This is a genomic window from Marinobacter flavimaris (assembly GCF_045057155.1).
Taxonomy (GTDB): domain Bacteria; phylum Pseudomonadota; class Gammaproteobacteria; order Pseudomonadales; family Oleiphilaceae; genus Marinobacter; species Marinobacter manganoxydans.
In genome coordinates this window covers 2,790,386-2,809,053 of record NZ_CP171359.1, presented here as the reverse complement: position 1 = coordinate 2,809,053, position 18,668 = coordinate 2,790,386, and the positions used below count along the sequence as shown (strand labels likewise).

Genomic DNA, 18,668 nt, shown 5'->3' with positions numbered 1-18,668 from the left:
TGGATACGGAAATCAATCCCTTAAAGAGAGCGTTTTGCCGAATTTCACCGCCGTTCGCTGCATGACATTGTGGTCGAATGATTGTTCAATGCAAGCTTTTTGCCATGCTAGGCTTCTGCCCGCAAATGATCATTCGCTTTGTCCTGTTCAATGGGCAGCCTGATCAGTTTGCCTCCGTCTTTCTCCATGTCTCTCATGGCCTCACTGACAAACCGTACGTGGGCCATCGCCACCTTCTGGGCGTTGGCCGGCTTGCCAGCGATGACGGCCTCATACAGCTGCCGGTGCTGGCGGACGATTTTCTTCCGCATTTCTTCTCTCGGGTTCAGGTTGGCAACCGAGGCCTGAACGGTCAACAACATCATGTTTTTCAGGCTGTTGAGCACATGCACCAGTACCGGATTATGGGATGCCTCGACAATCGCAAGATGGAAACCATGGTCGAGACGGGCGTTACGAAGCGGGTCGGTATCCTCAAGCGCCCGGAACGCCTTCGTGATGCGATGCCGGTCGAGGCGGGTTGCCCGCAGGGCAGCGAGATAGGCGGCCTGGCCTTCCAGTTGTTCGCGTACTTCCAGAAGGTCGAAAAGTGTGCGGGGATGTCCCTCGAAAAGATGCATCAGCGGACTCTGTTCTCCCAGCTCGCTCGCGCCGGGCACCATGCTGGCCACAAACGACCCCTTGCCGTGGCGGGTCTCAATAACGCCGCGGCCCTGAAGCTCATGCAGGGCTTCCCGGATCACTGCGCGGGAAACACCCAGCCGGGTCGCCAGTTGGCGCTCGGACGGTATCTTCTGCTCCGGAGCCAGCCCGCCGTCGAGAATAAGGCGTTCCAGCCGATATGAGATTTCCTGGGAGATTGCCATTTGGGGGCCTGTTTATGCTCTCTGGTCTGACCAGTGAATGCTTCTGATTGTAGGTGTTTCCGTTCTCAGCTGATGTGCGTCCGAGCCCGTTAAATATGGCCGATTCAGAGTATTTCGTCCATTTTTAATACTTCAAAAACTGGTCAGACCAGTGCTCACCGAACTGGACTAAACCCGGATTGGCTACGAATATCATTCTAATGTCGGCCTGCGCCGGCGTTGCCATAGACGCTGATAAAAACAAAGCCAACGGAGACGTTTCGATGAATTCGAAGAATAACATCCGAAATAGCTGTGACACTGGCGAGACCCCACCTCGCAGAAGTTTCCTCAAGACAATCGCCATGGGCGCCACTCTGGCAGGCGCAATGCTCATGGGCGCAGGTCAGGTCCAAGCTGCTACCACGTGGAAAATCCAGTCGACCTGGGACGCGGGTACGGTGGGCTACACGCTCTTCGAGGAGTGGTGTAAGAGTATTGAGGCCAAGTCCGGCGGAGAGCTCAAGTTCCAGTGCTTCCCGGCCAAGGCGGTTGCTGCCGACAACAACGCGCTGTTTGACGCTGTTCGTAACGGCGTGCTGCAGGGTATGAACCCGTTCACCCTGTACTGGGCGGGCAAGATCCCTGCCTCTGTGTTCCTGTCTTCCTACCCAGCGGGTCCGGATCAGCCCCATCAGTGGGACACCATGTTCTACTCCATGGGTATGCTCGAGAAGACCCGGGAAATCTACAAGAAGTTCGGCCTGTTCTACGTTGGCCCGATCCAGCACGATGCCAACATCATCCATTCCAAGCAGCCGGTAAACAGTCTTGACGACCTGAAAGGTATGAAGATCCGCGTACCCGGAGGCATGGTTGCCGAGGTTTTCCAGCAGTTTGGCGTGTCCACGGTCAGTCTGCCGGGCTCGGATATTTTCCCGGCTCTCGAAAAAGGCACCATTGACGCGGCGGACTTTGTAGGTCCTGCGGTCAACTACGAGCTGGGCTTCTCCCAGGTTACTGACTACATCATCTTTGGACCTCCCGGCGTGATGTCTATCTACCAGCCGGTGGACCTGATGGATCTGACCGTCAGTCTGCGTGCCTGGAACTCTATCTCGCCTGAGCTTCAGCAGCTGGTTGAGGACGAGGTTCGGATCTACTCCCAGAAGCACTACCTGGCCATCCAGGCGCGCAACATCGAGGCGATGGAGAAGTTCAAGGCGGATGGCGACACGGTTACCCGCCTGAGCCAGGAAGATCTGGAAACCTGGCGTAAAGCTGCGATCCCCATCTGGTTCAACTGGGCCAACAAGAATGATGACGCGCGCGCCATCCTGGATATCCAGCTGAAGTACATGATGAACGACACGGTTGGCTACATAACCGAAGAAGACATCAAGGGCTTCTGAGTTCCAAAGCTCAAATAAAAAACGACACACGAGGAAGGCAGGGTTAGCCGACTAAGGATTAGCCCTCCCTTCCTCGCTCTTTGATCTGGGTGGTAACAACATGTCTGATCTGAGTTCCTTTGGCTTTGTTTTGCCGCACTGGTTCTACTGGGGCTGGCTTGCGGTAATGCCATTGCTCATGATGGCTTGGGATAAGTGGAGCAGTAAGCACGGCGGAGATGACGCCGAGCCCGAGAAAACGGTTTCCGAGCTGCAGTCTGAAGAAGATGATCCTCTTGCTCACTTTGAGTACGAGGGTAACTGGTTTACGAAAATCGTTGACTGGATGTGCGAGAAGTCAGGTCTTTTCGTTGCGTTCTGGACCATCAACGCCGTGCTTTTCTATTTCTTTGAAGTGGTGATGCGATACATCTTTAACATGCCAACGATCTGGGTGCATGAGGCCAGCTTCCTGATCTTCGGTATGCAGTACATCCTTGCCGGTGCCTTTGCGCTGTTGCACGGAGCGCACGTTCGGGTAGACGTCGTCTACAACTTCCTGCCGGTTCGCGGGCGCGTGGGCATGGATATTTTCACCTCCATGTTCTTCTTCATATTTGCAGCCGTTCTGGCCACCACATCCTGGACCTTCTTCCAGGACTCCCTGATGATGCAAGAGACCACTGTCGAGACCTGGGGTATCCAGTATTACCCCGTGAAAGGCGTGATGTTTGTGGGCGCAATCCTGTTGCTGCTCGCCGGCTTTTCGAAGCTGCTTAAAGACATCGTACTGTTCATCCGTCTCGGTCAGGAGCGCACATCATGAGTACAACAACTGCAGCGCCCAGCAGCGGCATGGCCGGAAAACTGGGTACATGGTTAATGATCATCGCCACCGTGGGTCTGGCGTTTGTCATCTGTGTTGAACTGATCAACATTCTCTTTTATGACCCATGGAGTGATGACAAATTCCTCTTCAAGCTCTCGGGTAGCTTGTCCGGCGTCGAAATCGGGCCGTTGACCTACCTGATGTTTGGATCTCTGGCTGTCGCCCTGATGATGGGGCTGCCGCTTGCTTTCGTGACCGGTGGTCTTGGTGTCATGTTCATCTACCTGGTGGGTGACGCCATGATGTTGAACATTGTCCCCGGCCGGATCTTCCCGTTGATGGCAAACCCCGACATTGCTGCGATCCCTCTGTTCATCTTCATGGCGTCGATGCTTGAACGCGCGGGCCTGATCGAAGAAATGTTCAGCGTGGTTTACAAGTGGATGGGCGGCATCAGTGGCGGCCTTGCTGCTGCAACCATTGTCGCCTCTACGATTCTGGCTGCGATGGTCGGTGTTATCGGTGCCGCCGTTGTCACCATGGGCATTATCGCACTGCCGGCCATGTTGAAACGTCATTACGACCACAAGATTGCCATCGGCTCCATCATGGCGGGTGGAACCCTGGGTATCCTCATTCCGCCTTCGATTCTGGCCATTCTGTATGCCGTTGTTGCACAGCAGTCTGTGGGCGAGCTTTATCTGGGCTCTCTGTTGCCCGGTCTGATGCTCTCCGGTCTGTACCTGACTTATGTTCTGGTGCGCAGCTGGCTGAATCCGAAGCTGGGCCCGCCCATTCCGGTGGAAGACCGGATCAGTCTGAAAGAAAAGCTCAAGCTTCTGGGCAACCTGATTGCACCCCTTGCACTGGTTGGTCTGGTTCTGGGCCTGCTTTTCGGTGGTATTGCCACGCCGGTTGAAGCGGCTGGTATCGGTTCGTTCGGTGCCATTATCGTTGCGATGATGCACAAGAAGTTCTCGATTGCCGGCCTTCGCGAAGCCTCCGTGACCACGGCCAAGGCGTCTGCCATGGTTCTGTGGATCATGTTCGGTGCATCGGTATTCGTCGGTTTCTACATCCTCCAGGGTGGTCAGCAGTTTGTCACCGACGCCATACTTGGAACCGGCATGTCGGCGTACGGGATCCTGCTCCTGCTGATGGTCTTGCTGGTGGTTCTGGGTATGTTCCTTGACTGGGTTGGTATCCTGCTGCTGGCAGTGCCCATCTTCATTCCGATTGTGAAGGCGCTGGAATTCCCTGGCTTGTTCGGCTTCCCGCCGGTAGCCGGTGACGACGTGGTGCTCTGGTTCGGTGTGTTGTACCTGGTGAACATGCAGATGTCTTTCCTGAGTCCGCCGTTTGGTTACGCACTGTTTTACATCCGCGGCGTTTGTCCTCCGGAAATCTCCATGGGTACCATCTTCAAGTCTTCCCTGGTGTTCCTGGCGATTCAGGCGTTCGGACTGTTCATGTGTGTCCTGATCCCCGGCATCGTAACCTGGCTGCCAGGGCTGGTTTACGGTTAATCAAATCAAGGAGTAAAGCTTTATGTTGACGATCAAACGACTGGACCTTGCCGAGGCGCGCATCCTCATTGAGGGCGCGGCTGAAAAGGCCCGTGAAATCGGTGTGCCCATGTGCATCGCTGTGGTGGACGAATCCGGCAATCTGGTGGCCTTCGAGCGCATGGACGGCGGCAAGATCACCAGTGTGACCATTGCCCAGGACAAGGCCTTCACGGCGGCTGCGGCCAAGAAAGCCACCCATGACTACAACAAGGTGAACGTGCCCGGCAGTCTCGCTTTCGGTATCCACACCGAAGTTGGCGGGCGCATCAGCTCTGTTGGCGGTGGTCTGCCGGTGATCGTCGACGGCGAAGTGGTGGGTGGTATCGGAATCAGTTCCGGTACCCCCCAGCAGGATATGGACTGTGCCCAGGCCGGTCTTGACCACTTTGAAACAAAACGCGGTTGATGACTGTCACACTGACGTAATTCGAACCCAGAGAGTGCTATGACTACCAAGCCGAAAGTCAGCAAAGCCGAGCTGGCGGAGCAGTTCCGGGCGTTTATCGACCCGGACTACGTCATCACCGATGACGAAACCATGAAGCCCTACGAATGCGACGGCATGTCGATGTATTGCGAAATGCCGTTGCTGGTGGTGCTGCCGGAAACCGTTGAACAGGTGCAGCGGGTGATGCGCATCTGTAACGAGAACGCGGTACCTGTGGTGGCCCGTGGAGCCGGAACGGGACTCAGTGCCGGTGCCATGCCCAACAAGGAGGGCGTGGTACTGTCGCTGGCCAAGTTCAATCGCATCGTGGAGATTGATCCGCTGGCCCGAACGGCAAGACTGCAGCCCGGGGTGCGAAACCTCGCCATCAGCGAAGAAGCGGCCCAGTACGGTCTGTATTACGGGCCAGATCCTTCCTCGCAGATCGCCTGCACCATTGGCGGTAACGTGGCCGAGAACTCGGGCGGCGTGCATTGCCTCAAGTACGGTCTGACCGTTCACAACATCCTGAGCGTGGAAATGGTCACCGCCGAGGGTGATGTCGTGACCGTGGGCAGTGATGGTCTGGACGGCTGTGGGATGGACCTGCTTGCGCTGATGACCGGCTCCGAGGGGCTGCTGGGTGTGGTGACGGAAGTCAAAGTGAAGCTGTTGCCGAAACCCGAAGTAGCCCAGGTTGTCATGGCCGGGTTTGATGACGTGCAGAAAGGTGGTGACGCCGTGGGCGGGATTATCTCCCACGGCATTATCCCTGGTGGCCTTGAAATGATGGATGGCCACGCCATCATCGCAGCGGATGACTTCGCCCAGGCCGGCTACCCGCGGGACGCCAAGGCGTTGTTGCTCTGTGAAGTGGACGGCACCGAGGAGGAAGTTCACGAACACATTGCCCAGGCCGAAGAAGTCTTCCGAAAGCTGGGTGCCACTTCGGTTCGGACCTCTCAGAGCGAGGAAGAGCGAGCCCTGCTGTGGAAAGGCCGTAAGTCTGCGTTCCCGGCCGTGGGCCGGATTTCACCGGACTACTACTGCATGGACGGTACCATTCCCCGTCGTGAGATCGCCTATGTTCTGACGGAAATGGAGAAGATGTCCGAGGAGTTTGGTCTGCGCGTCGCCAACGTGTTCCATGCCGGCGATGGCAACCTGCACCCGCTGATCCTGTTTGATGCGAATGTGCCCGGCGAATTCGAGCGCACGGAGGCCTTCGGTTCACGCATCCTGGAAATGTGTGTGGAGGTAGGTGGCTGCATTACCGGTGAACACGGCGTTGGCGTTGAAAAGATTCGCCAGATGGCAGTGCAGTTCAACGATGAGGAGCTCCAGCAGTTCCACGACGTAAAGGCCGCGTTTGATCCCGCCGGTATCCTGAACCCGGGCAAGGGCGTACCGGCCCTTCGGTTCTGCCAGGAATACCGCTCCCTTGAGCACAAACAACACACGCACGAACATACGGAAGCCGCCCATGGCTGATATTTCCCAACAGTTGAAGGAGCAGGTGCTCCAGGCCCGGGAGAGCGGGCACAAACTCAATATTGTCGGCGGTGGCACCAAGGCCTTTATGGGCCGGGAAGCCGACACCGATGCCGGAACCCTCAACGTGGGCGAGCATACCGGTATCGTTGACTATCACCCGGTGGAGCTTGTTTTGACCGTCCGTGCCGGTACGCCGCTGAGCGAAATCGAGGCGACTCTGGCTGAAGAAGGTCAGTGCCTGCATTTTGAGCCACCCCATTTTGGTGCCGCCTCCACCATCGGCGGCACCCTGGCCTGTAACCTTTCCGGTCCGGGACGCCCCTGGGCCGGCTCGGTGCGTGACCAGGTGCTGGGTATCCGGCTGCTCAATGGCAAGGGCGAACATCTTCGCTTTGGTGGTCAGGTCATGAAAAACGTGGCCGGCTATGACGTATCACGTCTTCAGGCCGGTGCCCTGGGAACTCTGGGCGTAATCACTGAAATCAGCATGAAAGTGATGCCGAAACCGGCCGCTTCCCTGACCCTGGTTCAGGAAATGGGCATGGACGAGGTGGTTCACTATATGAACAGCCGGGCGGCCGAGCCCAAGCCCATCACCGCCGCCTGCTGGGTGGACGGCAAGGTTTACCTGCGCCTGGCCGGTGCGAAATCCGGTGTGGAAGCCACCGCTGAAAAGTGGTCCGGCGAAGTGATGGAAGAGGGCGACCACTTCTGGCGACAGGTGCAGGATATGCGTCACGAATTTTTTGCCGGTAACGACGTGCCTTTATGGCGCTTCTCCGTTGGTTCGACCGCTGCCACACCGAAACTGGAAGGTAACTGGTTTATCGACTGGGCCGGTTCCCAGCGCTGGTTCCGTGGCGCCGGTGAGCTGAAAGATCTGGAGCCTGCGGCCCGAGCTGCCGGTGGCCAGGTCAGCCTGTTCCGTGGTGGCGATCGCACCGGTGAGGTGATGCATCACCAGCCGGAGGCCCTGAAGGGCATTCAGCGCCGCATCAAGAATGCCTTTGATCCGGACAATATCTTCAATCCCGGACGTTTATACAGCTGGTTGTAATTATGCAGACGAATCTGGTTCAACAATTTGCTAACACCAAGGAAGGCCAGGAAGCCGAGTCGATCCTGAGGGCCTGTGTGCATTGTGGCTTTTGCACCGCGACCTGCCCGACCTATCAGGAACTGAACGACGAGCGTGATGGTCCTCGTGGCCGGATCTACCTGATGAAGATGTTCCTGGAAGGGGCGGAAGTTACCGAGAAAACCCGCGAGCACCTGGACCGCTGCCTGACTTGCCGCAGCTGTGAGACCACCTGTCCGTCCGGTGTCCAGTATGGGCGTCTGGTGGACATCAGCCGCGGTCTGATGGAAAAGGAGATGCCCAGGGAGCCGAAAGACAAGTGGCTGCGCTGGGCCCTGGCGCGGGTGATTCCCAACCGCCAGTTGTTCGGTGTTCTGCTTCGTCTGGGGCAGGTTTTCCGCCCGGTATTACCGGAAAAACTGCGCACCAAGGTGCCGCCCAGAAAGCAGGCCAGCCCCTGGCCTGCAGCCAGTCACAGCCGTATTGTGCTGGCACTGGCCGGTTGCGTGCAGCCTTCGGCCACTCCGAATACCAATGCAGCCGCCGCCCGGGTTCTGGATCGGCTCGGCATTACCATGGTGGAAGCCCCGGAGGCTGGCTGCTGTGGTGCCGTGAATTATCACCTTTCCGAGCACGAGAAAGGCCTGGAAAGAATGCGCCAGAACATTGATGCCTGGTGGCCCGCTATCGAGGCGGGTGCTGAGGCAATCATCATGACGGCTTCCGGTTGCGGGGCGATGGTTCAGGATTACGGTCATCTGTTGAAGGACGATCCGGTCTATGCCGCCAAGGCCCAGAAGGTGAGCGAACTGTGCACCGATCTCGGCGCCTTTTTGCTGAAACAGGATCTGGAAAAGCTCAAGGTCCGGCAGGACCCGGGCAAGGTGGCATTCCATTGTCCCTGCACCCTGCAGCACGCAATGAAGCAGAACGGTGTGGTGGAGCAGGTGCTGACACGGGCGGGTGTTAACCTGGCTGCGACCAAGGACAAGCACCTTTGCTGTGGGTCTGCGGGCACCTATTCGGTGACCCAGCCGGAGATGAGCCAGAAGCTGCTTGGTAACAAACTGAAGGCTTTGACCGTCGACAATCCGGACCGCATCGTGACCGCCAATATCGGTTGCCAGATGCACCTGGAAACCAAGTCGCCGGTGCCGGTGCAGCACTGGATCGAGCTTCTCGACCAGTAAAACCGAAATCGGGGTCGGATGAGGTGTTCATCTGGCCCCTAGCCTATCTGCCCCCAAGCCCGGGGCTTTTTTCGCTATACTGCCCCACCAAATTACCGAACCACAGGGAGTGGAACCGTATGCCAAGGATGATGGCTGGTCTTGTTTTGTCTTTATTTCTCACTTCAGCAGTCAGTGCCGAGGTATACACCTGGATAGACAGCCGGGGCGTAGCGCATTTTTCCGATTACCCGCCGGGAGAAATTCCCCATAAGCAGCTTGACGTGCAGGCGCCTGTCACGGTGCCGATGTCCGAGAATCTCGGGCAAGGCAAACGCGTGTCAGGAATCCGCAAAGAGGTTGAAGGCCTGCTTGCCTCCGGTCGCCCGACGGGCTCCGGAGCAACGGCAAAAGAAAAGGCCGATGCCGAGCTGGAGAAGACCTGCGCAACCTATAGAAGCAAACTGGAGCGGATCCAGTCTAAACTGCGGGCGGGCTATAGCAACGACCGGGGGAACAGTCTCCGGCAGCAGCGCAGGACGCTCAGCCAAAAGCTGAGCCGCGAGTGCATCCTGCGCTGATTCAGGCTGATATCAGGCGCGCTTGAAGCTGGCCAGGGCGACAGCGGCGGTCACAAACAGGCCGCCAAATACGCGGTTCATCTGCCGCTGGCGCCGGGCTGTGGTCATAAACCGGAACAGCTGGCTTGCCAGCAGGGCGTAGCCGAGCATTACCAGGCAATCCACCAGAATCAGTGTGATGCCCATGGTGAGCAACTGCGGGCCATGGGGTGCGCCTGCTACCAGAAACTGTGGAAACAGGGCCACCAGAAAGACCGTGGCCTTGGGGTTGGTGAGGTTCACGAACACGGCATTCCAGAACCGCTTGTACCCGCTAACGGGCTGACGGTCATCGTCCATGGATTCCATCACAGGCTCTCGCCATTTAGAAATGCCCAGCCAGATCAGGTAGGCAACACCCAGCCATTTGATAACCGACAGGGCGATGTTGGAGGACGCGATGATGGCGCCGAGGCCGGCACCCACCAGCAGAATCTGGATGCCAAAACCAAGCTGCAGCCCCATGATTGCCGGCAGCGATCGGCGAACGCCGTAACGCATACCATTACTCATGGTATTGATCGCCCCTGCACCCGGGGACACACTGATCAGAACGGCTGCAACAAGGAAGGTCAGCCAGGCTGCAAGTGACATGATTTACGCTCCCGAAAAAGCCAACAGATACACGGTATAAGCCACGAAGGCAAGTAGCAGGGCGCTCCCTTCAAACCGGTTGACACGTCCGGGCCCGCGGAAGCCATAGCACATGGCAAACAGAACCAGGGTGAGGGCAGCCATTACCGGGAAGTCACGGGTGAGCACTTCTGGCGCCACCGGCATGGGGGCAATCAGTCCTGCAATCCCCACGACGGCAAGGGTGTTAAACAGGTTGGAACCCAGAATGTTGCCCAGGGCCAGATCATGCTCTCCTTTGCGGGCGGCAATGATGGATGAGGCAAGTTCCGGAAGTGATGTACCAACGGCCACGATGGTCAGGCCGATAACCAGATCGCTGATGCCAAAGGTGGTCGCCAGATCAACCGCACCCCACACCAGTATGCGGGAGCTGATAATCAACAGCAGCAGTCCGACCACCAGCCATAAAATGGCTTTGCGCACTGGCATTGCGTTCACTTCTTCGGTCATCTCCTTAGCGAGAGCATCGTCTGGTTGCCGAAGGCCCTGGTAGATGCTCCAGCCAATCAGTACAACGAAAGCCAGCATCAGACCGATGGCATCCATCCGGCTCAGATCTCCGTCCCACAGTTGCCAGCCGGCAAAGGCGGTGACCAGAATGAGAATGGGTAGCTCCTTTCGCATGACCTGGGAGTGAACGGCGATCGGCGCCAGCAGGGCTGTGATGCCCAGAATCAACGCAATGTTGGTGATATTTGAGCCATAGGCGTTGCCCAGAGCCAGACCGGGATTACCCTGCGAGGCCGCCAGTGCAGACACGGCCATCTCTGGCGCAGACGTGCCGAAACCCACCACAACCATACCGATGAGCAGTGGTGGCGTACCGAAGTGGCTGGCTGTGGTAGCCGAGCCTTCCACAAATTTGTCCGCACTCCACACCAGCAGAATCAGGCCTGCAATGATCGCCCCAATGGCCATCAGCATTTCAATCACTCCTTGTCATCAATTGCCGTCTCGGCAGCGCAAGGATTAATGGTGCCACAGGTTCCGGCAATAGGTACAAATGCGCTTCGACCATAAAACCGATCCCGCTGTAATTGATTTCAATCAACCCTCGTATGGCCGCAGCAATGTTAGTTTGGTTAAACATTGATCAGGAAAGGAGTTGATGACATGGCAAATGGAAATCAAAGCATCGTAGTCGCGTGTGACGGTTCGGAGCATTCATCACACGCCGCCAAAATGGCAGCAGAGTTTGCCAAAGCGACGAGCCAGCCACTCAAACTGCTTGCCGTCTTCCCCGGTACCAAGCTCGAGAGACTGATCGTAAGTGGCATACCGCAGAGTGACATTGACGAACAAGCCAGCGAATACGGACGCAAGGCATTTGATGCCGCGAAGCAGGCGGTAAGCGGGATTGTTGAGCCGGCGGAAGAAGTCCTGCTAAAGGGTGATCCGGCCAAGGAAATCGTCGAGTACCTCGATGAACATCCCGGCTCCCATATGTTTCTGGGGCGCCGCGGCGACTCTACGTTGAGAAGCCTCACTCTTGGCAGTGTGAGCGAGAAGGTCGTCAGGCATGCCCATCGTCCGGTGACGGTGGTTAGTGAGTAACCGGCAAAACTTGGTAGACTCTCCAAAGCCCGCATGAAGCGGGCTTTTTCATTTCTGATCCTCAATGCACTCCATGTTTCGCCACAATTCATGCGAAAAACAACCGAGATAGCTCTGTGGCAGAGACTTTATGCTGACCGGGTAAATTCAACGAAACGAGGTGGCTATGAAGACTGCAGAGTTGATTGAGAAGTGGCTTGATAAGTGCGACCTGGCGAGATTGGCCGAGGAGCGCTACAAAGAAGACCCGAGCCCCACCAATTACTCGGAACTGAAAAGGGCCATGTGTGAGCGACGGCTGATGGAAGAGCGCATTGATCCCAGGACTAGCAATGCCCAAAGAATCCCAGCATGAGTCGGCTTTCTCGGGCGTCAGAAACAACAAAACCCGCACAAGGCGGGTTTTGTCTGAATTCTTAATGGTGCCCGGAGGCGGAATCGAACCACCGACACGGGGATTTTCAATCCCCTGCTCTACCAACTGAGCTATCCGGGCATGTTGCGCTACTGCTGTGCAACGGGGCGCTATTAAACCGGTTTCGATGTTTTGAGTCAAGGCTGAGCCGGAAAAATTTCTGAATCTTTTCAGGCATGCTCAGGCTTTGATCAATCCGGGGTTATTGTTCCGGTGGAACGTAGCCTTCGGCCTTGTCGAACGGTTCGTTGTTGAAGAAATGTTCCATCTGCGCCTGCAGGTACTTGCGGGTGTTCGGGTCCATCAGGCTCAGGTGTTTCTCGTTGATCAGCATGGTCTGCTGGGCCTGCCATTCTTCCCAGGCCTGCTTCGAAATATTCTCGAAAATGTCCTGGCCCTTGGCGCCGGGCATGGGCGGGAAGTCCAGGCCTTCCAGTTCTTTCTGGTATTTGCGGCAGAAAACGGTACGGCTCATGGTGGCTCCTGTTGGCAAATGTTGCTGGCGGTGATGATAACAGATCGTTGCGGCTGAGGGCGCTAGCGGACCGAATCGGATCAAATCAGAGCAGGGCGGCTTGCTCAGGTTCGGTAAGCAGCGACCGGATCGGCGCCGGCAGACCGAGGTTCAGGGCTTCATGGCGGTGCAGCCATTTCAGATGATCCCTGTCTGCAACGGTGTTGGCGTTGCCGGTGACGTTAAGGCGGGCCGGCTGTATGTGCAGGTGGTAATGGGAGAAGGTATGTCGGAAGCCGCTGATCAGCTCCGGCTCTCCGCAATCCAGCCCCAGGCTCTGTTCGCAGGCTTCCTGAAGCTCATCGGCCCCGTACGCCGGGTCCAGTTCCGGCAGGCTCCAGAGGCCGCCCCAGATGCCACTGGGCGGGCGCCGTTCCAAGAGAATGCGTCCCTCGCCGTCCTCAAGAATCACCATCCAGGTGGTTTTCTCCGGCTTGGCCTTTTTCGGTTTGGAGCCGGGGTAGAGTGAGGTTTCACCCTGGGCGTAGGCTCTGCAGCCCTCTTGCAGCGGGCAGCTCTCGCAGGCCGGGCGGCTGCGGGTACACACCATGGCGCCGAGATCCATAATGCCCTGGGTGTAGTCGCGCACCCGCTGTTTCGGCGTGTGCTCTTCGGCCCGTTGCCACAGCTGGTTAAGCACGGCTGTCTGGCCGGGCCAGCCGGGTATGGCATGGTAGCGGGCCAGCACCCGTTTCACGTTTCCATCCAGTATGGCGGCGCGAATGCCGAAGGCCTGGGCCAGAATGGCGGCGGCTGTGGAGCGGCCGATTCCGGTCAGGGTTTCAAGCTCTTCCTGAGTCTGTGGAAATTCACCACCAAAATCGCGAACCACCGTTTGCGCGGCTTTCTGCAGGTTGCGAGCCCGGGCGTAGTAACCAAGGCCAGACCAGTGGCTGAGTACATCATCCACGGGGGCTTCGGCCAAGGCATGGACGTCGGGAAAACGTTCCATGAACGCCTCAAAGTAGGGGATAACGGTGGTTACCTGGGTCTGCTGCAACATGATTTCCGAAACCCATACCCGATAGGCGTTCCGGTTGTGGTGCCACGGCAGGTCATGCCGGCCGTGGTTGTCGTACCATTGCAGCAGTTTGTCGGCGAAACGGTCGGGCATCAGTTGAACAGACCCTTGAGCTTGTCGCCGATCTGCTCCTGGACCTTTTCTTTCACCTTTTCCTCTGCCTTGGTCTTTGCCTTCTCGACTTCTTCTCGAGCTTTGGCCTTGGCGGCGTTTTCCGCGATGGTTTTCAGGGTGTCCCGGAAGCGGGATCCATCGAAAGAACATAGGCCGGCCGGGTCCTCGGCGAAGTTGCCCCGGCACTCCACAGGAATTACCGCATTTTGTACGTATTCGGTGACACGGCAGGCGTTGTCCCTGTGGATCTCGCCGACGACTCTCAGGCCCACCTCATAGTCCAGCTGGCTCTGGGACATATCGACGGTGCCATTGCCCTCAAGGCGCATGCCGGCCAGTGCTGCCACCAGATCGGTGTTGTTCAGGGTGTTACCGTTGATGTCGAGAGTGCCACGCATGCCGTTGAACGGTGTGCTGGTACCCCAGTCTGTGGTTGTCAGATCTTCCTGGTTGACCAGGGCGATGCCCTGGCAGGCCATGCGGGTCAGGTTCATCTGGCGGAACTCGCCCTCTGCCAGGTTGAAGCTGATCTGGCCGTCAGCATTGCTGCGCAGGGCCGAGATGCGGTTGCCGGTGGTGGTGGCGTTCACCTTGAGGTTTGCGCCGCCGGCGAGCATCTCCACCTCCGCCAGATCGGTGAGCAGGGGCAGGGTCTGTACGTTGGTGACGTCTGAACCCACGGTCCATTTCGGATTATCGCTGCGGGCGTCGATGGTCACGTTGGCGCCAAAGCTGCCTTCGTAGAGTTTGCCGCTGAACTCGTCAATTTTGAGCAGGCCGTTTTTCGCCGTGGTGCTGGCTTTGATTTCGTTGATGGTCAGGTTGCTGACGATCAGCTGGCCGAGGCCCAGGTCTATATCCAGCAGCAGGCTGCGAATGGTCTCCAGGGGTAGCAGATCGCCCTCGGGGCCGGCTGCAGCGGTTTCCTGGGATGCGGGTGCTTCCTCGGCTTCTCCCTCTGTTTCTCCTTCTGCCTGGGGTGGCAGGTAACGGTCGGCATTCAACTGGTCGCCCTGCAGATTAAAGACGATGCCTGAGTCGGCCAGGTTGTAGCTACCGGAGCCATTGAAGGTGGTGTCATCCAGTTTGATGGTCAGCTCGGTAAGCTCCACCTTTCCGGCCGGGCCGCCAATGCCGGTGGAGAACGCGATAGCTTCCAGCACGTCCGGATCGCTGGTTTCAACCGCGGGCTGGCCGAGGTTGTTCAACAGGTCCTTGAGCGAGAACTCGGCGATGGACAATTCGCCACTCAGGGTTGGCTTGTCGCCGAAACCAGTGACATTCAGATCGGTAGACAGGTTCAGATTGGCAAGGCTGGCGGTAAAGCCGCTCAGATTGGCGGTTTCGTTTTCCAGGTTCGCCCTGGCCGAGCCCTCAAGTTCAGCCGTGACCTCCTTGCCACCAAACGGCTCGCCGGTCATGTCGAACACGGCATTCAGGCCGGATACGGCGAATTCGTTGAGCGCCTCGTTGGCGGCAAGACGGGCGCTGATGCTGCCATCCACTTCAAAGGTGGGCTGGGTCGTCGCAACCCGAAATCCGATTTCCAGCGGGAACTCGGAGCCCAGGGTAATGTTGCTGGCGTTGACCGTGAAGTTCTCAAGGGTCACTGACTGGCCGGTGCTTTTGTCGGTGTAGTGCACCTGGGCATTGCTGATCTGAACGTTTTCAACGTTGAAGTTCAGAGGTTCGCCGCCGGCGCCCTCGCTATCCTGTGCCTGCTCATCCTGGGTCCCGGCTGTCTCCTCCGTTGCCGCCCCGGCTGGCTTTTCGGGCATGATGCGGGTCCAGTTGCCCTCGCCCTGTTCGTTTACTTCAAGACGGGCATCCAGCCCGTCCAGCACGAAGGTATTTACCCGCGGTGACATGGCAATCAAAGACCAGAAATCGATCTGGGCAACCAGCTGCTCCAGGGCCACAAAACGATCACCTTCAAGTGTGGCCTCTACGGAATTCAGCTCCAGACCCAGCGGGATAAAAGACCAGCCAATGTCGCCTTCCAGCATCAGATCCAGGTTTGTTGCATCCTCAACGGCCTGTTCAATCTGGGGCTTGTAGTCGTTGGGGTTGATCACGGCCATGGCAATGGCAACGGCGGCCACTGCAAGAACGACCAGTGCAACGACGGCAATCAGCACATAACGGACGGCTTTCATATTTCAGGCTTCCTTCCTAATGTTGGGAGCTTGCAGTATTCGCGGCGAATACTGACGCCAATGACCCAAAGGATAACGCAGGGTTAACAAATTAACAGCGCGGAGTATGACAATGCGGTAGTGTTGGGCCAAAATACACCCCCTTAAATTTCCGACTACATTGATACCTATAAACACAAGAAGGAGTTGGCCGTGGCTATTACCGTTTCGATTGAGCTGAACCGGGAACTTGAGATTCCGGGAAGCTATGATGAAGTGTTTGATCTGCTGGCGGATGTGCCACGTTCAGCCAGTCACTTTCCCAAGGTCCACAAACTGACCGATCTCGGCGACAATACCTACCGCTGGGAAATGGAAAAAGTCGGCGTCGACAAGCACGCGATCCAGTCGGTCTATGCCTGCAAGTACCATTCGGACAAAGAGGCCGGGCGGATTACCTGGGAGCCGGTAAAAGGCGAGGGCAACGGGGTTGTGAGCGGTTCCTGGACCATCAAGTCCAAGGGTGACAATGCCACTGCCGTGAAGTTCCAGACCAGTGCAGAGTTGACTGTGCCCCTGCCCAGCCTGCTCAAGCTGGCAATCAGCCCGGTCATCAAGCACGAGTTCAACAGCCTCGTGGATACTTACATGAACAACCTCAAGAAGGCCTTCTGACCAAGCCTTGCTTGCCGTTCACCCGCGCTTCGCTATCGTAGCGATTAAACCGGTTGTGGGACTCCAGCGGACATAAAAGGTATAATCGCCGGATAGAATTTTTCCGGCGTTATGCCGCTCAATTGTCACGGAGTCCCCATGGCCGAACGTAAGGCTCGGGTAGAACGAAATACCCTTGAAACCCAGATCACCGTTGAGATTGATCTCGACGGCACCGGTAAATCCAGTTTCGACACCGGCGTGCCCTTTCTGGAGCACATGATGGATCAGATTGCCCGTCATGGTCTGGTGGATCTGAACATCGTTTCCAGGGGCGATCTGCACATCGACGACCACCACACGGTGGAAGACATCGGTATCACCCTTGGCCAGGCCTTCAAGCAGGCCGTTGGCGACAAAAAGGGCATTCGTCGGTACGGCCACGCCTACGTGCCGCTGGATGAAGCTCTCTCGCGTGTGGTTATCGATCTGTCCGGCCGCCCTGGCCTGATGATGGATGTACCTTACACCCGCGGCGCCGTGGGCGGTTTCGATGTTGACCTGTTCGAGGAGTTCTTCCACGGCTTCGTGAATCACTCGATGGTGACCCTGCACATCGACAATCTGAAGGGCAAGAATACCCACCACCAGATTGAAACCGTGTTTAAAGCCTTTGGCCGTGCCCTGCGCATGGCGATCGAGATGGACGAGCGCATGGCCGGCATTACGCCGTCCACCAAAGGTTCTCTGTAAAAGGCTCGTCGCCAGAAGGCTCGCTTTAACCGGTCACTTGTGGCCGGTCAATCAAGGACAAAGCAACAACCATGAAAACCGTTGCCATAATCGACTACGGCATGGGCAATCTTCACTCTGCCAAAAAAGCGGTAGAGCACGTTGCCCCGGACACCACCGTACTGGTCACCGACAACGCCGAAAAAATTCGTGAAGCAGACCGTGTCATTCTTCCCGGCGTGGGCGCCATCCGCGACTGCATGGCGGAAATGCAGCGGCTGGGTGTCGTTGAACTGGTTCGGGAAGTCTCCAGAGACCGGCCGTTTCTCGGCATCTGCGTGGGCATGCAGGCCCTGATGTCCCGCAGTGAGGAAAACCGTGGGGTTGACTGTATCGGCCTGTTCCCTTCGCAAGTGCGCTATTTCGGTGATCACCTCACGGAAAACGGCGAGCGCCTGAAAGTGCCCCACATGGGCTGGAATCAGGTGCAGCAGACCATTGATCATCCCCTGTGGCATAACATTCCCGAGGGGGACCGTTTCTACTTCGTGCACAGTTACTACGCAGAGGCCGAGGGCAACGCTGATATGGCGGGCCGCACCCACTATGGTGTAGACCTTGCGGCAGCGGTGGCACGAAACAATATTTTTGCGGTGCAATTCCACCCGGAGAAAAGTGCCCGGGCGGGCTTGCAGTTGCTTGAGAATTTTACGAACTGGACTGGAAAATGCTGATAATTCCCGCGATCGATCTGAAAGACGGCAAGTGCGTACGGCTTCGTCAGGGCCGCATGGACGACTCCACGGTGTTTGGTGACGACCCTGTCGATATGGCTACCCGCTGGGTGGAAGCCGGCGCGCGGCGCCTGCACCTGGTTGACCTGAACGGAGCCTTTGCTGGCGAACCGGTCAACGGAGAAATTGTTCAGGCAATCGCCCGGAAATACCCGGATCTGCCGATCCAGATCGGAGGTGGCATCCGCTCAGCGGAAACCATCGAGGCCTATCTCAAGGCCGGCGTGCAGTGGGTCATTATCGGCACCAAGGCCGTGAAAGAGCCGGAATTTGTGACCGAGATGTGCAAGAAATTCCCCGGCCACATCATTGTTGGCCTGGATGCCAAAGACGGCCGTGTGGCTACAGATGGCTGGGCAGAGGTCTCGGAAGTGATGGCCACCGATCTTGCCAAGCGCTTTGCCAACGACGGCGTGGACGCCATTGTTTACACCGACATCAGCCGCGACGGCATGATGCAGGGTGTAAACGTCGAGGCCACTGCGGCACTGGCCGAAGAAGGGGGGATCCCCGTTATCGCCTCCGGCGGTGTCACCAACATGGACGACCTCAAGCGTCTGGCTACTGTGGCAGACAAGGGCATCCTCGGTGCCATCACCGGCCGGGCTATCTACGAGGGTACCCTGGATGTGGCGGAAGCCCAGGCCTTCTGCGACAGTTTGAAGGGATAAGGACGAC

General features: G+C 57.4%; 20 protein-coding genes and 1 tRNA gene. 14 read left to right on the top strand and 7 right to left on the bottom strand.

The features are described from left to right. Nucleotides 1-107: 107 nt before the first annotated feature. Nucleotides 108-866, bottom strand: coding sequence for an FCD domain-containing protein (locus tag ACGK9W_RS13300; RefSeq protein WP_008169272.1), 759 nt, complete (start codon nt 864-866; stop codon nt 108-110). A gap of 344 nt (nt 867-1,210) precedes the next feature. Between ACGK9W_RS13300 and dctP the strand changes: the two genes are divergently transcribed. From dctP to ACGK9W_RS13260, 8 genes are all read left to right on the top strand, one after another. Beyond that, nucleotides 1,211-2,257 (top strand): TRAP transporter substrate-binding protein DctP, encoded by a 1,047-nt coding sequence (dctP, locus tag ACGK9W_RS13295; protein ID WP_008169277.1) that lies wholly within the window; start codon nt 1,211-1,213, stop codon nt 2,255-2,257. Nucleotides 2,258-2,357: 100 nt separating this feature from the next. Beyond that, entirely contained in the window at nt 2,358-3,062 is a 705-nt protein-coding gene (locus ACGK9W_RS13290) for a TRAP transporter small permease subunit (RefSeq protein ID WP_008169278.1), read from the top strand. After that, a complete protein-coding gene (locus tag ACGK9W_RS13285) occupies nt 3,059-4,591 on the top strand; it encodes a TRAP transporter large permease subunit (protein WP_008169280.1) in 1,533 nt (510 codons plus the stop codon). Before ACGK9W_RS13290 ends, ACGK9W_RS13285 begins: the two co-directional genes overlap by 4 nt. A 22-nt stretch (nt 4,592-4,613) precedes the next feature. Further along, on the top strand, nt 4,614-5,039 hold the full coding sequence (locus tag ACGK9W_RS13280) for a heme-binding protein (RefSeq protein ID WP_008169282.1): 426 nt from the start codon (nt 4,614-4,616) through the stop codon (nt 5,037-5,039). A gap of 39 nt (nt 5,040-5,078) precedes the next feature. Then, on the top strand, nt 5,079-6,551 hold the full coding sequence (locus ACGK9W_RS13275) for an FAD-linked oxidase C-terminal domain-containing protein (protein WP_008169283.1): 1,473 nt from the start codon (nt 5,079-5,081) through the stop codon (nt 6,549-6,551). Next, nucleotides 6,544-7,611, top strand: a complete 1,068-nt coding sequence (glcE, locus tag ACGK9W_RS13270) for a glycolate oxidase subunit GlcE (protein ID WP_008169285.1) — start codon at nt 6,544-6,546, stop codon at nt 7,609-7,611. Before ACGK9W_RS13275 ends, glcE begins: the two co-directional genes overlap by 8 nt. 2 nt (nt 7,612-7,613) lie before the next feature. Next, entirely contained in the window at nt 7,614-8,822 is a 1,209-nt protein-coding gene (glcF, locus tag ACGK9W_RS13265) for a glycolate oxidase subunit GlcF (RefSeq protein WP_008169287.1), read from the top strand. A 119-nt stretch (nt 8,823-8,941) separates the two neighbouring features. Next, the gene (locus ACGK9W_RS13260; RefSeq protein ID WP_008169290.1) at nt 8,942-9,382 is read left to right on the top strand and encodes a DUF4124 domain-containing protein; all 441 of its coding nucleotides are present in this window, start codon (nt 8,942-8,944) and stop codon (nt 9,380-9,382) included. Between the two features lie 12 nt (nt 9,383-9,394). Here the strand turns inward: ACGK9W_RS13260 and rhtB are convergent, their stop codons facing one another. Next, complete coding sequence (gene rhtB, locus ACGK9W_RS13255) at nt 9,395-10,015, bottom strand: homoserine/homoserine lactone efflux protein (protein WP_008169293.1); 621 nt, start codon at nt 10,013-10,015, stop codon at nt 9,395-9,397. A gap of 3 nt (nt 10,016-10,018) precedes the next feature. Then, the gene (locus ACGK9W_RS13250; RefSeq protein ID WP_405417132.1) at nt 10,019-10,981 is read right to left on the bottom strand and encodes a calcium/sodium antiporter; all 963 of its coding nucleotides are present in this window, start codon (nt 10,979-10,981) and stop codon (nt 10,019-10,021) included. A gap of 189 nt (nt 10,982-11,170) precedes the next feature. Here ACGK9W_RS13250 and ACGK9W_RS13245 point away from each other — a divergent pair, with 189 nt between their 5' ends. Then, nucleotides 11,171-11,611 carry a universal stress protein gene (locus ACGK9W_RS13245; protein WP_053113016.1) on the top strand — a complete coding sequence of 147 codons (441 nt, stop codon included), beginning with the start codon at nt 11,171-11,173 and terminating at the stop codon, nt 11,609-11,611. A 166-nt stretch (nt 11,612-11,777) separates the two neighbouring features. Continuing rightward, on the top strand, nt 11,778-11,966 hold the full coding sequence (locus tag ACGK9W_RS13240; protein WP_405417129.1) for a hypothetical protein: 189 nt from the start codon (nt 11,778-11,780) through the stop codon (nt 11,964-11,966). 65 nt (nt 11,967-12,031) lie between these two features. Here the strand turns inward: ACGK9W_RS13240 and ACGK9W_RS13235 are convergent. The 4 genes from ACGK9W_RS13235 to ACGK9W_RS13220 form a co-directional block, all read right to left on the bottom strand. Further along, a tRNA-Phe gene (locus ACGK9W_RS13235) sits at nt 12,032-12,107 on the bottom strand. A gap of 121 nt (nt 12,108-12,228) precedes the next feature. Beyond that, nucleotides 12,229-12,501 carry an oxidative damage protection protein gene (locus tag ACGK9W_RS13230; RefSeq protein WP_008169302.1) on the bottom strand — a complete coding sequence of 91 codons (273 nt, stop codon included), beginning with the start codon at nt 12,499-12,501 and terminating at the stop codon, nt 12,229-12,231. Between the two features lie 85 nt (nt 12,502-12,586). Further along, nucleotides 12,587-13,654: an A/G-specific adenine glycosylase gene (gene mutY / locus ACGK9W_RS13225; RefSeq protein ID WP_405417127.1), complete on the bottom strand. Its 1,068-nt coding sequence runs from the start codon at nt 13,652-13,654 to the stop codon at nt 12,587-12,589. Beyond that, the gene (locus ACGK9W_RS13220; protein ID WP_405417125.1) at nt 13,654-15,831 is read right to left on the bottom strand and encodes an AsmA family protein; all 2,178 of its coding nucleotides are present in this window, start codon (nt 15,829-15,831) and stop codon (nt 13,654-13,656) included. Before ACGK9W_RS13220 ends, mutY begins: the two co-directional genes overlap by 1 nt. 192 nt (nt 15,832-16,023) lie before the next feature. Here ACGK9W_RS13220 and ACGK9W_RS13215 point away from each other — a divergent pair, with 192 nt between their 5' ends. The 4 genes from ACGK9W_RS13215 (at nt 16,024) to hisA (ending at nt 18,661) form a co-directional block, all read left to right on the top strand. Continuing rightward, nucleotides 16,024-16,485, top strand: coding sequence for an SRPBCC family protein (locus ACGK9W_RS13215; RefSeq protein WP_405417123.1), 462 nt, complete (start codon nt 16,024-16,026; stop codon nt 16,483-16,485). A 138-nt stretch (nt 16,486-16,623) separates the two neighbouring features. Next, nucleotides 16,624-17,217 (top strand): imidazoleglycerol-phosphate dehydratase HisB, encoded by a 594-nt coding sequence (hisB, locus tag ACGK9W_RS13210; RefSeq protein ID WP_014578250.1) that lies wholly within the window; start codon nt 16,624-16,626, stop codon nt 17,215-17,217. A 71-nt stretch (nt 17,218-17,288) separates the two neighbouring features. Next, entirely contained in the window at nt 17,289-17,930 is a 642-nt protein-coding gene (gene hisH, locus ACGK9W_RS13205) for an imidazole glycerol phosphate synthase subunit HisH (RefSeq protein ID WP_405417122.1), read from the top strand. After that, nucleotides 17,924-18,661 (top strand): 1-(5-phosphoribosyl)-5-[(5-phosphoribosylamino)methylideneamino]imidazole-4-carboxamide isomerase, encoded by a 738-nt coding sequence (gene hisA, locus ACGK9W_RS13200; protein WP_064227531.1) that lies wholly within the window; start codon nt 17,924-17,926, stop codon nt 18,659-18,661. Before hisH ends, hisA begins: the two co-directional genes overlap by 7 nt. Nucleotides 18,662-18,668: the final 7 nt, after the last annotated feature.

Coding starts and splice junctions, on each gene's coding strand:
- ACGK9W_RS13300 (WP_008169272.1), bottom strand. CDS start 866: ATGGCAATCTCCCAGGAAATCTCATATCGGCTGGAACGCCTTATTCTC.
- dctP (WP_008169277.1), top strand. CDS start 1,211: ATGGGCGCCACTCTGGCAGGCGCAATGCTCATGGGCGCAGGTCAGGTC.
- ACGK9W_RS13290 (WP_008169278.1), top strand. CDS start 2,358: ATGTCTGATCTGAGTTCCTTTGGCTTTGTTTTGCCGCACTGGTTCTAC.
- ACGK9W_RS13285 (WP_008169280.1), top strand. CDS start 3,059: ATGAGTACAACAACTGCAGCGCCCAGCAGCGGCATGGCCGGAAAACTG.
- ACGK9W_RS13280 (WP_008169282.1), top strand. CDS start 4,614: ATGTTGACGATCAAACGACTGGACCTTGCCGAGGCGCGCATCCTCATT.
- ACGK9W_RS13275 (WP_008169283.1), top strand. CDS start 5,079: ATGACTACCAAGCCGAAAGTCAGCAAAGCCGAGCTGGCGGAGCAGTTC.
- glcE (WP_008169285.1), top strand. CDS start 6,544: ATGGCTGATATTTCCCAACAGTTGAAGGAGCAGGTGCTCCAGGCCCGG.
- glcF (WP_008169287.1), top strand. CDS start 7,614: ATGCAGACGAATCTGGTTCAACAATTTGCTAACACCAAGGAAGGCCAG.
- ACGK9W_RS13260 (WP_008169290.1), top strand. CDS start 8,942: ATGCCAAGGATGATGGCTGGTCTTGTTTTGTCTTTATTTCTCACTTCA.
- rhtB (WP_008169293.1), bottom strand. CDS start 10,015: ATGTCACTTGCAGCCTGGCTGACCTTCCTTGTTGCAGCCGTTCTGATC.
- ACGK9W_RS13250 (WP_405417132.1), bottom strand. CDS start 10,981: ATGCTGATGGCCATTGGGGCGATCATTGCAGGCCTGATTCTGCTGGTG.
- ACGK9W_RS13245 (WP_053113016.1), top strand. CDS start 11,171: ATGGCAAATGGAAATCAAAGCATCGTAGTCGCGTGTGACGGTTCGGAG.
- ACGK9W_RS13240 (WP_405417129.1), top strand. CDS start 11,778: ATGAAGACTGCAGAGTTGATTGAGAAGTGGCTTGATAAGTGCGACCTG.
- ACGK9W_RS13230 (WP_008169302.1), bottom strand. CDS start 12,501: ATGAGCCGTACCGTTTTCTGCCGCAAATACCAGAAAGAACTGGAAGGC.
- mutY (WP_405417127.1), bottom strand. CDS start 13,654: ATGCCCGACCGTTTCGCCGACAAACTGCTGCAATGGTACGACAACCAC.
- ACGK9W_RS13220 (WP_405417125.1), bottom strand. CDS start 15,831: ATGAAAGCCGTCCGTTATGTGCTGATTGCCGTCGTTGCACTGGTCGTT.
- hisB (WP_014578250.1), top strand. CDS start 16,624: ATGGCCGAACGTAAGGCTCGGGTAGAACGAAATACCCTTGAAACCCAG.
- hisH (WP_405417122.1), top strand. CDS start 17,289: ATGAAAACCGTTGCCATAATCGACTACGGCATGGGCAATCTTCACTCT.
- hisA (WP_064227531.1), top strand. CDS start 17,924: ATGCTGATAATTCCCGCGATCGATCTGAAAGACGGCAAGTGCGTACGG.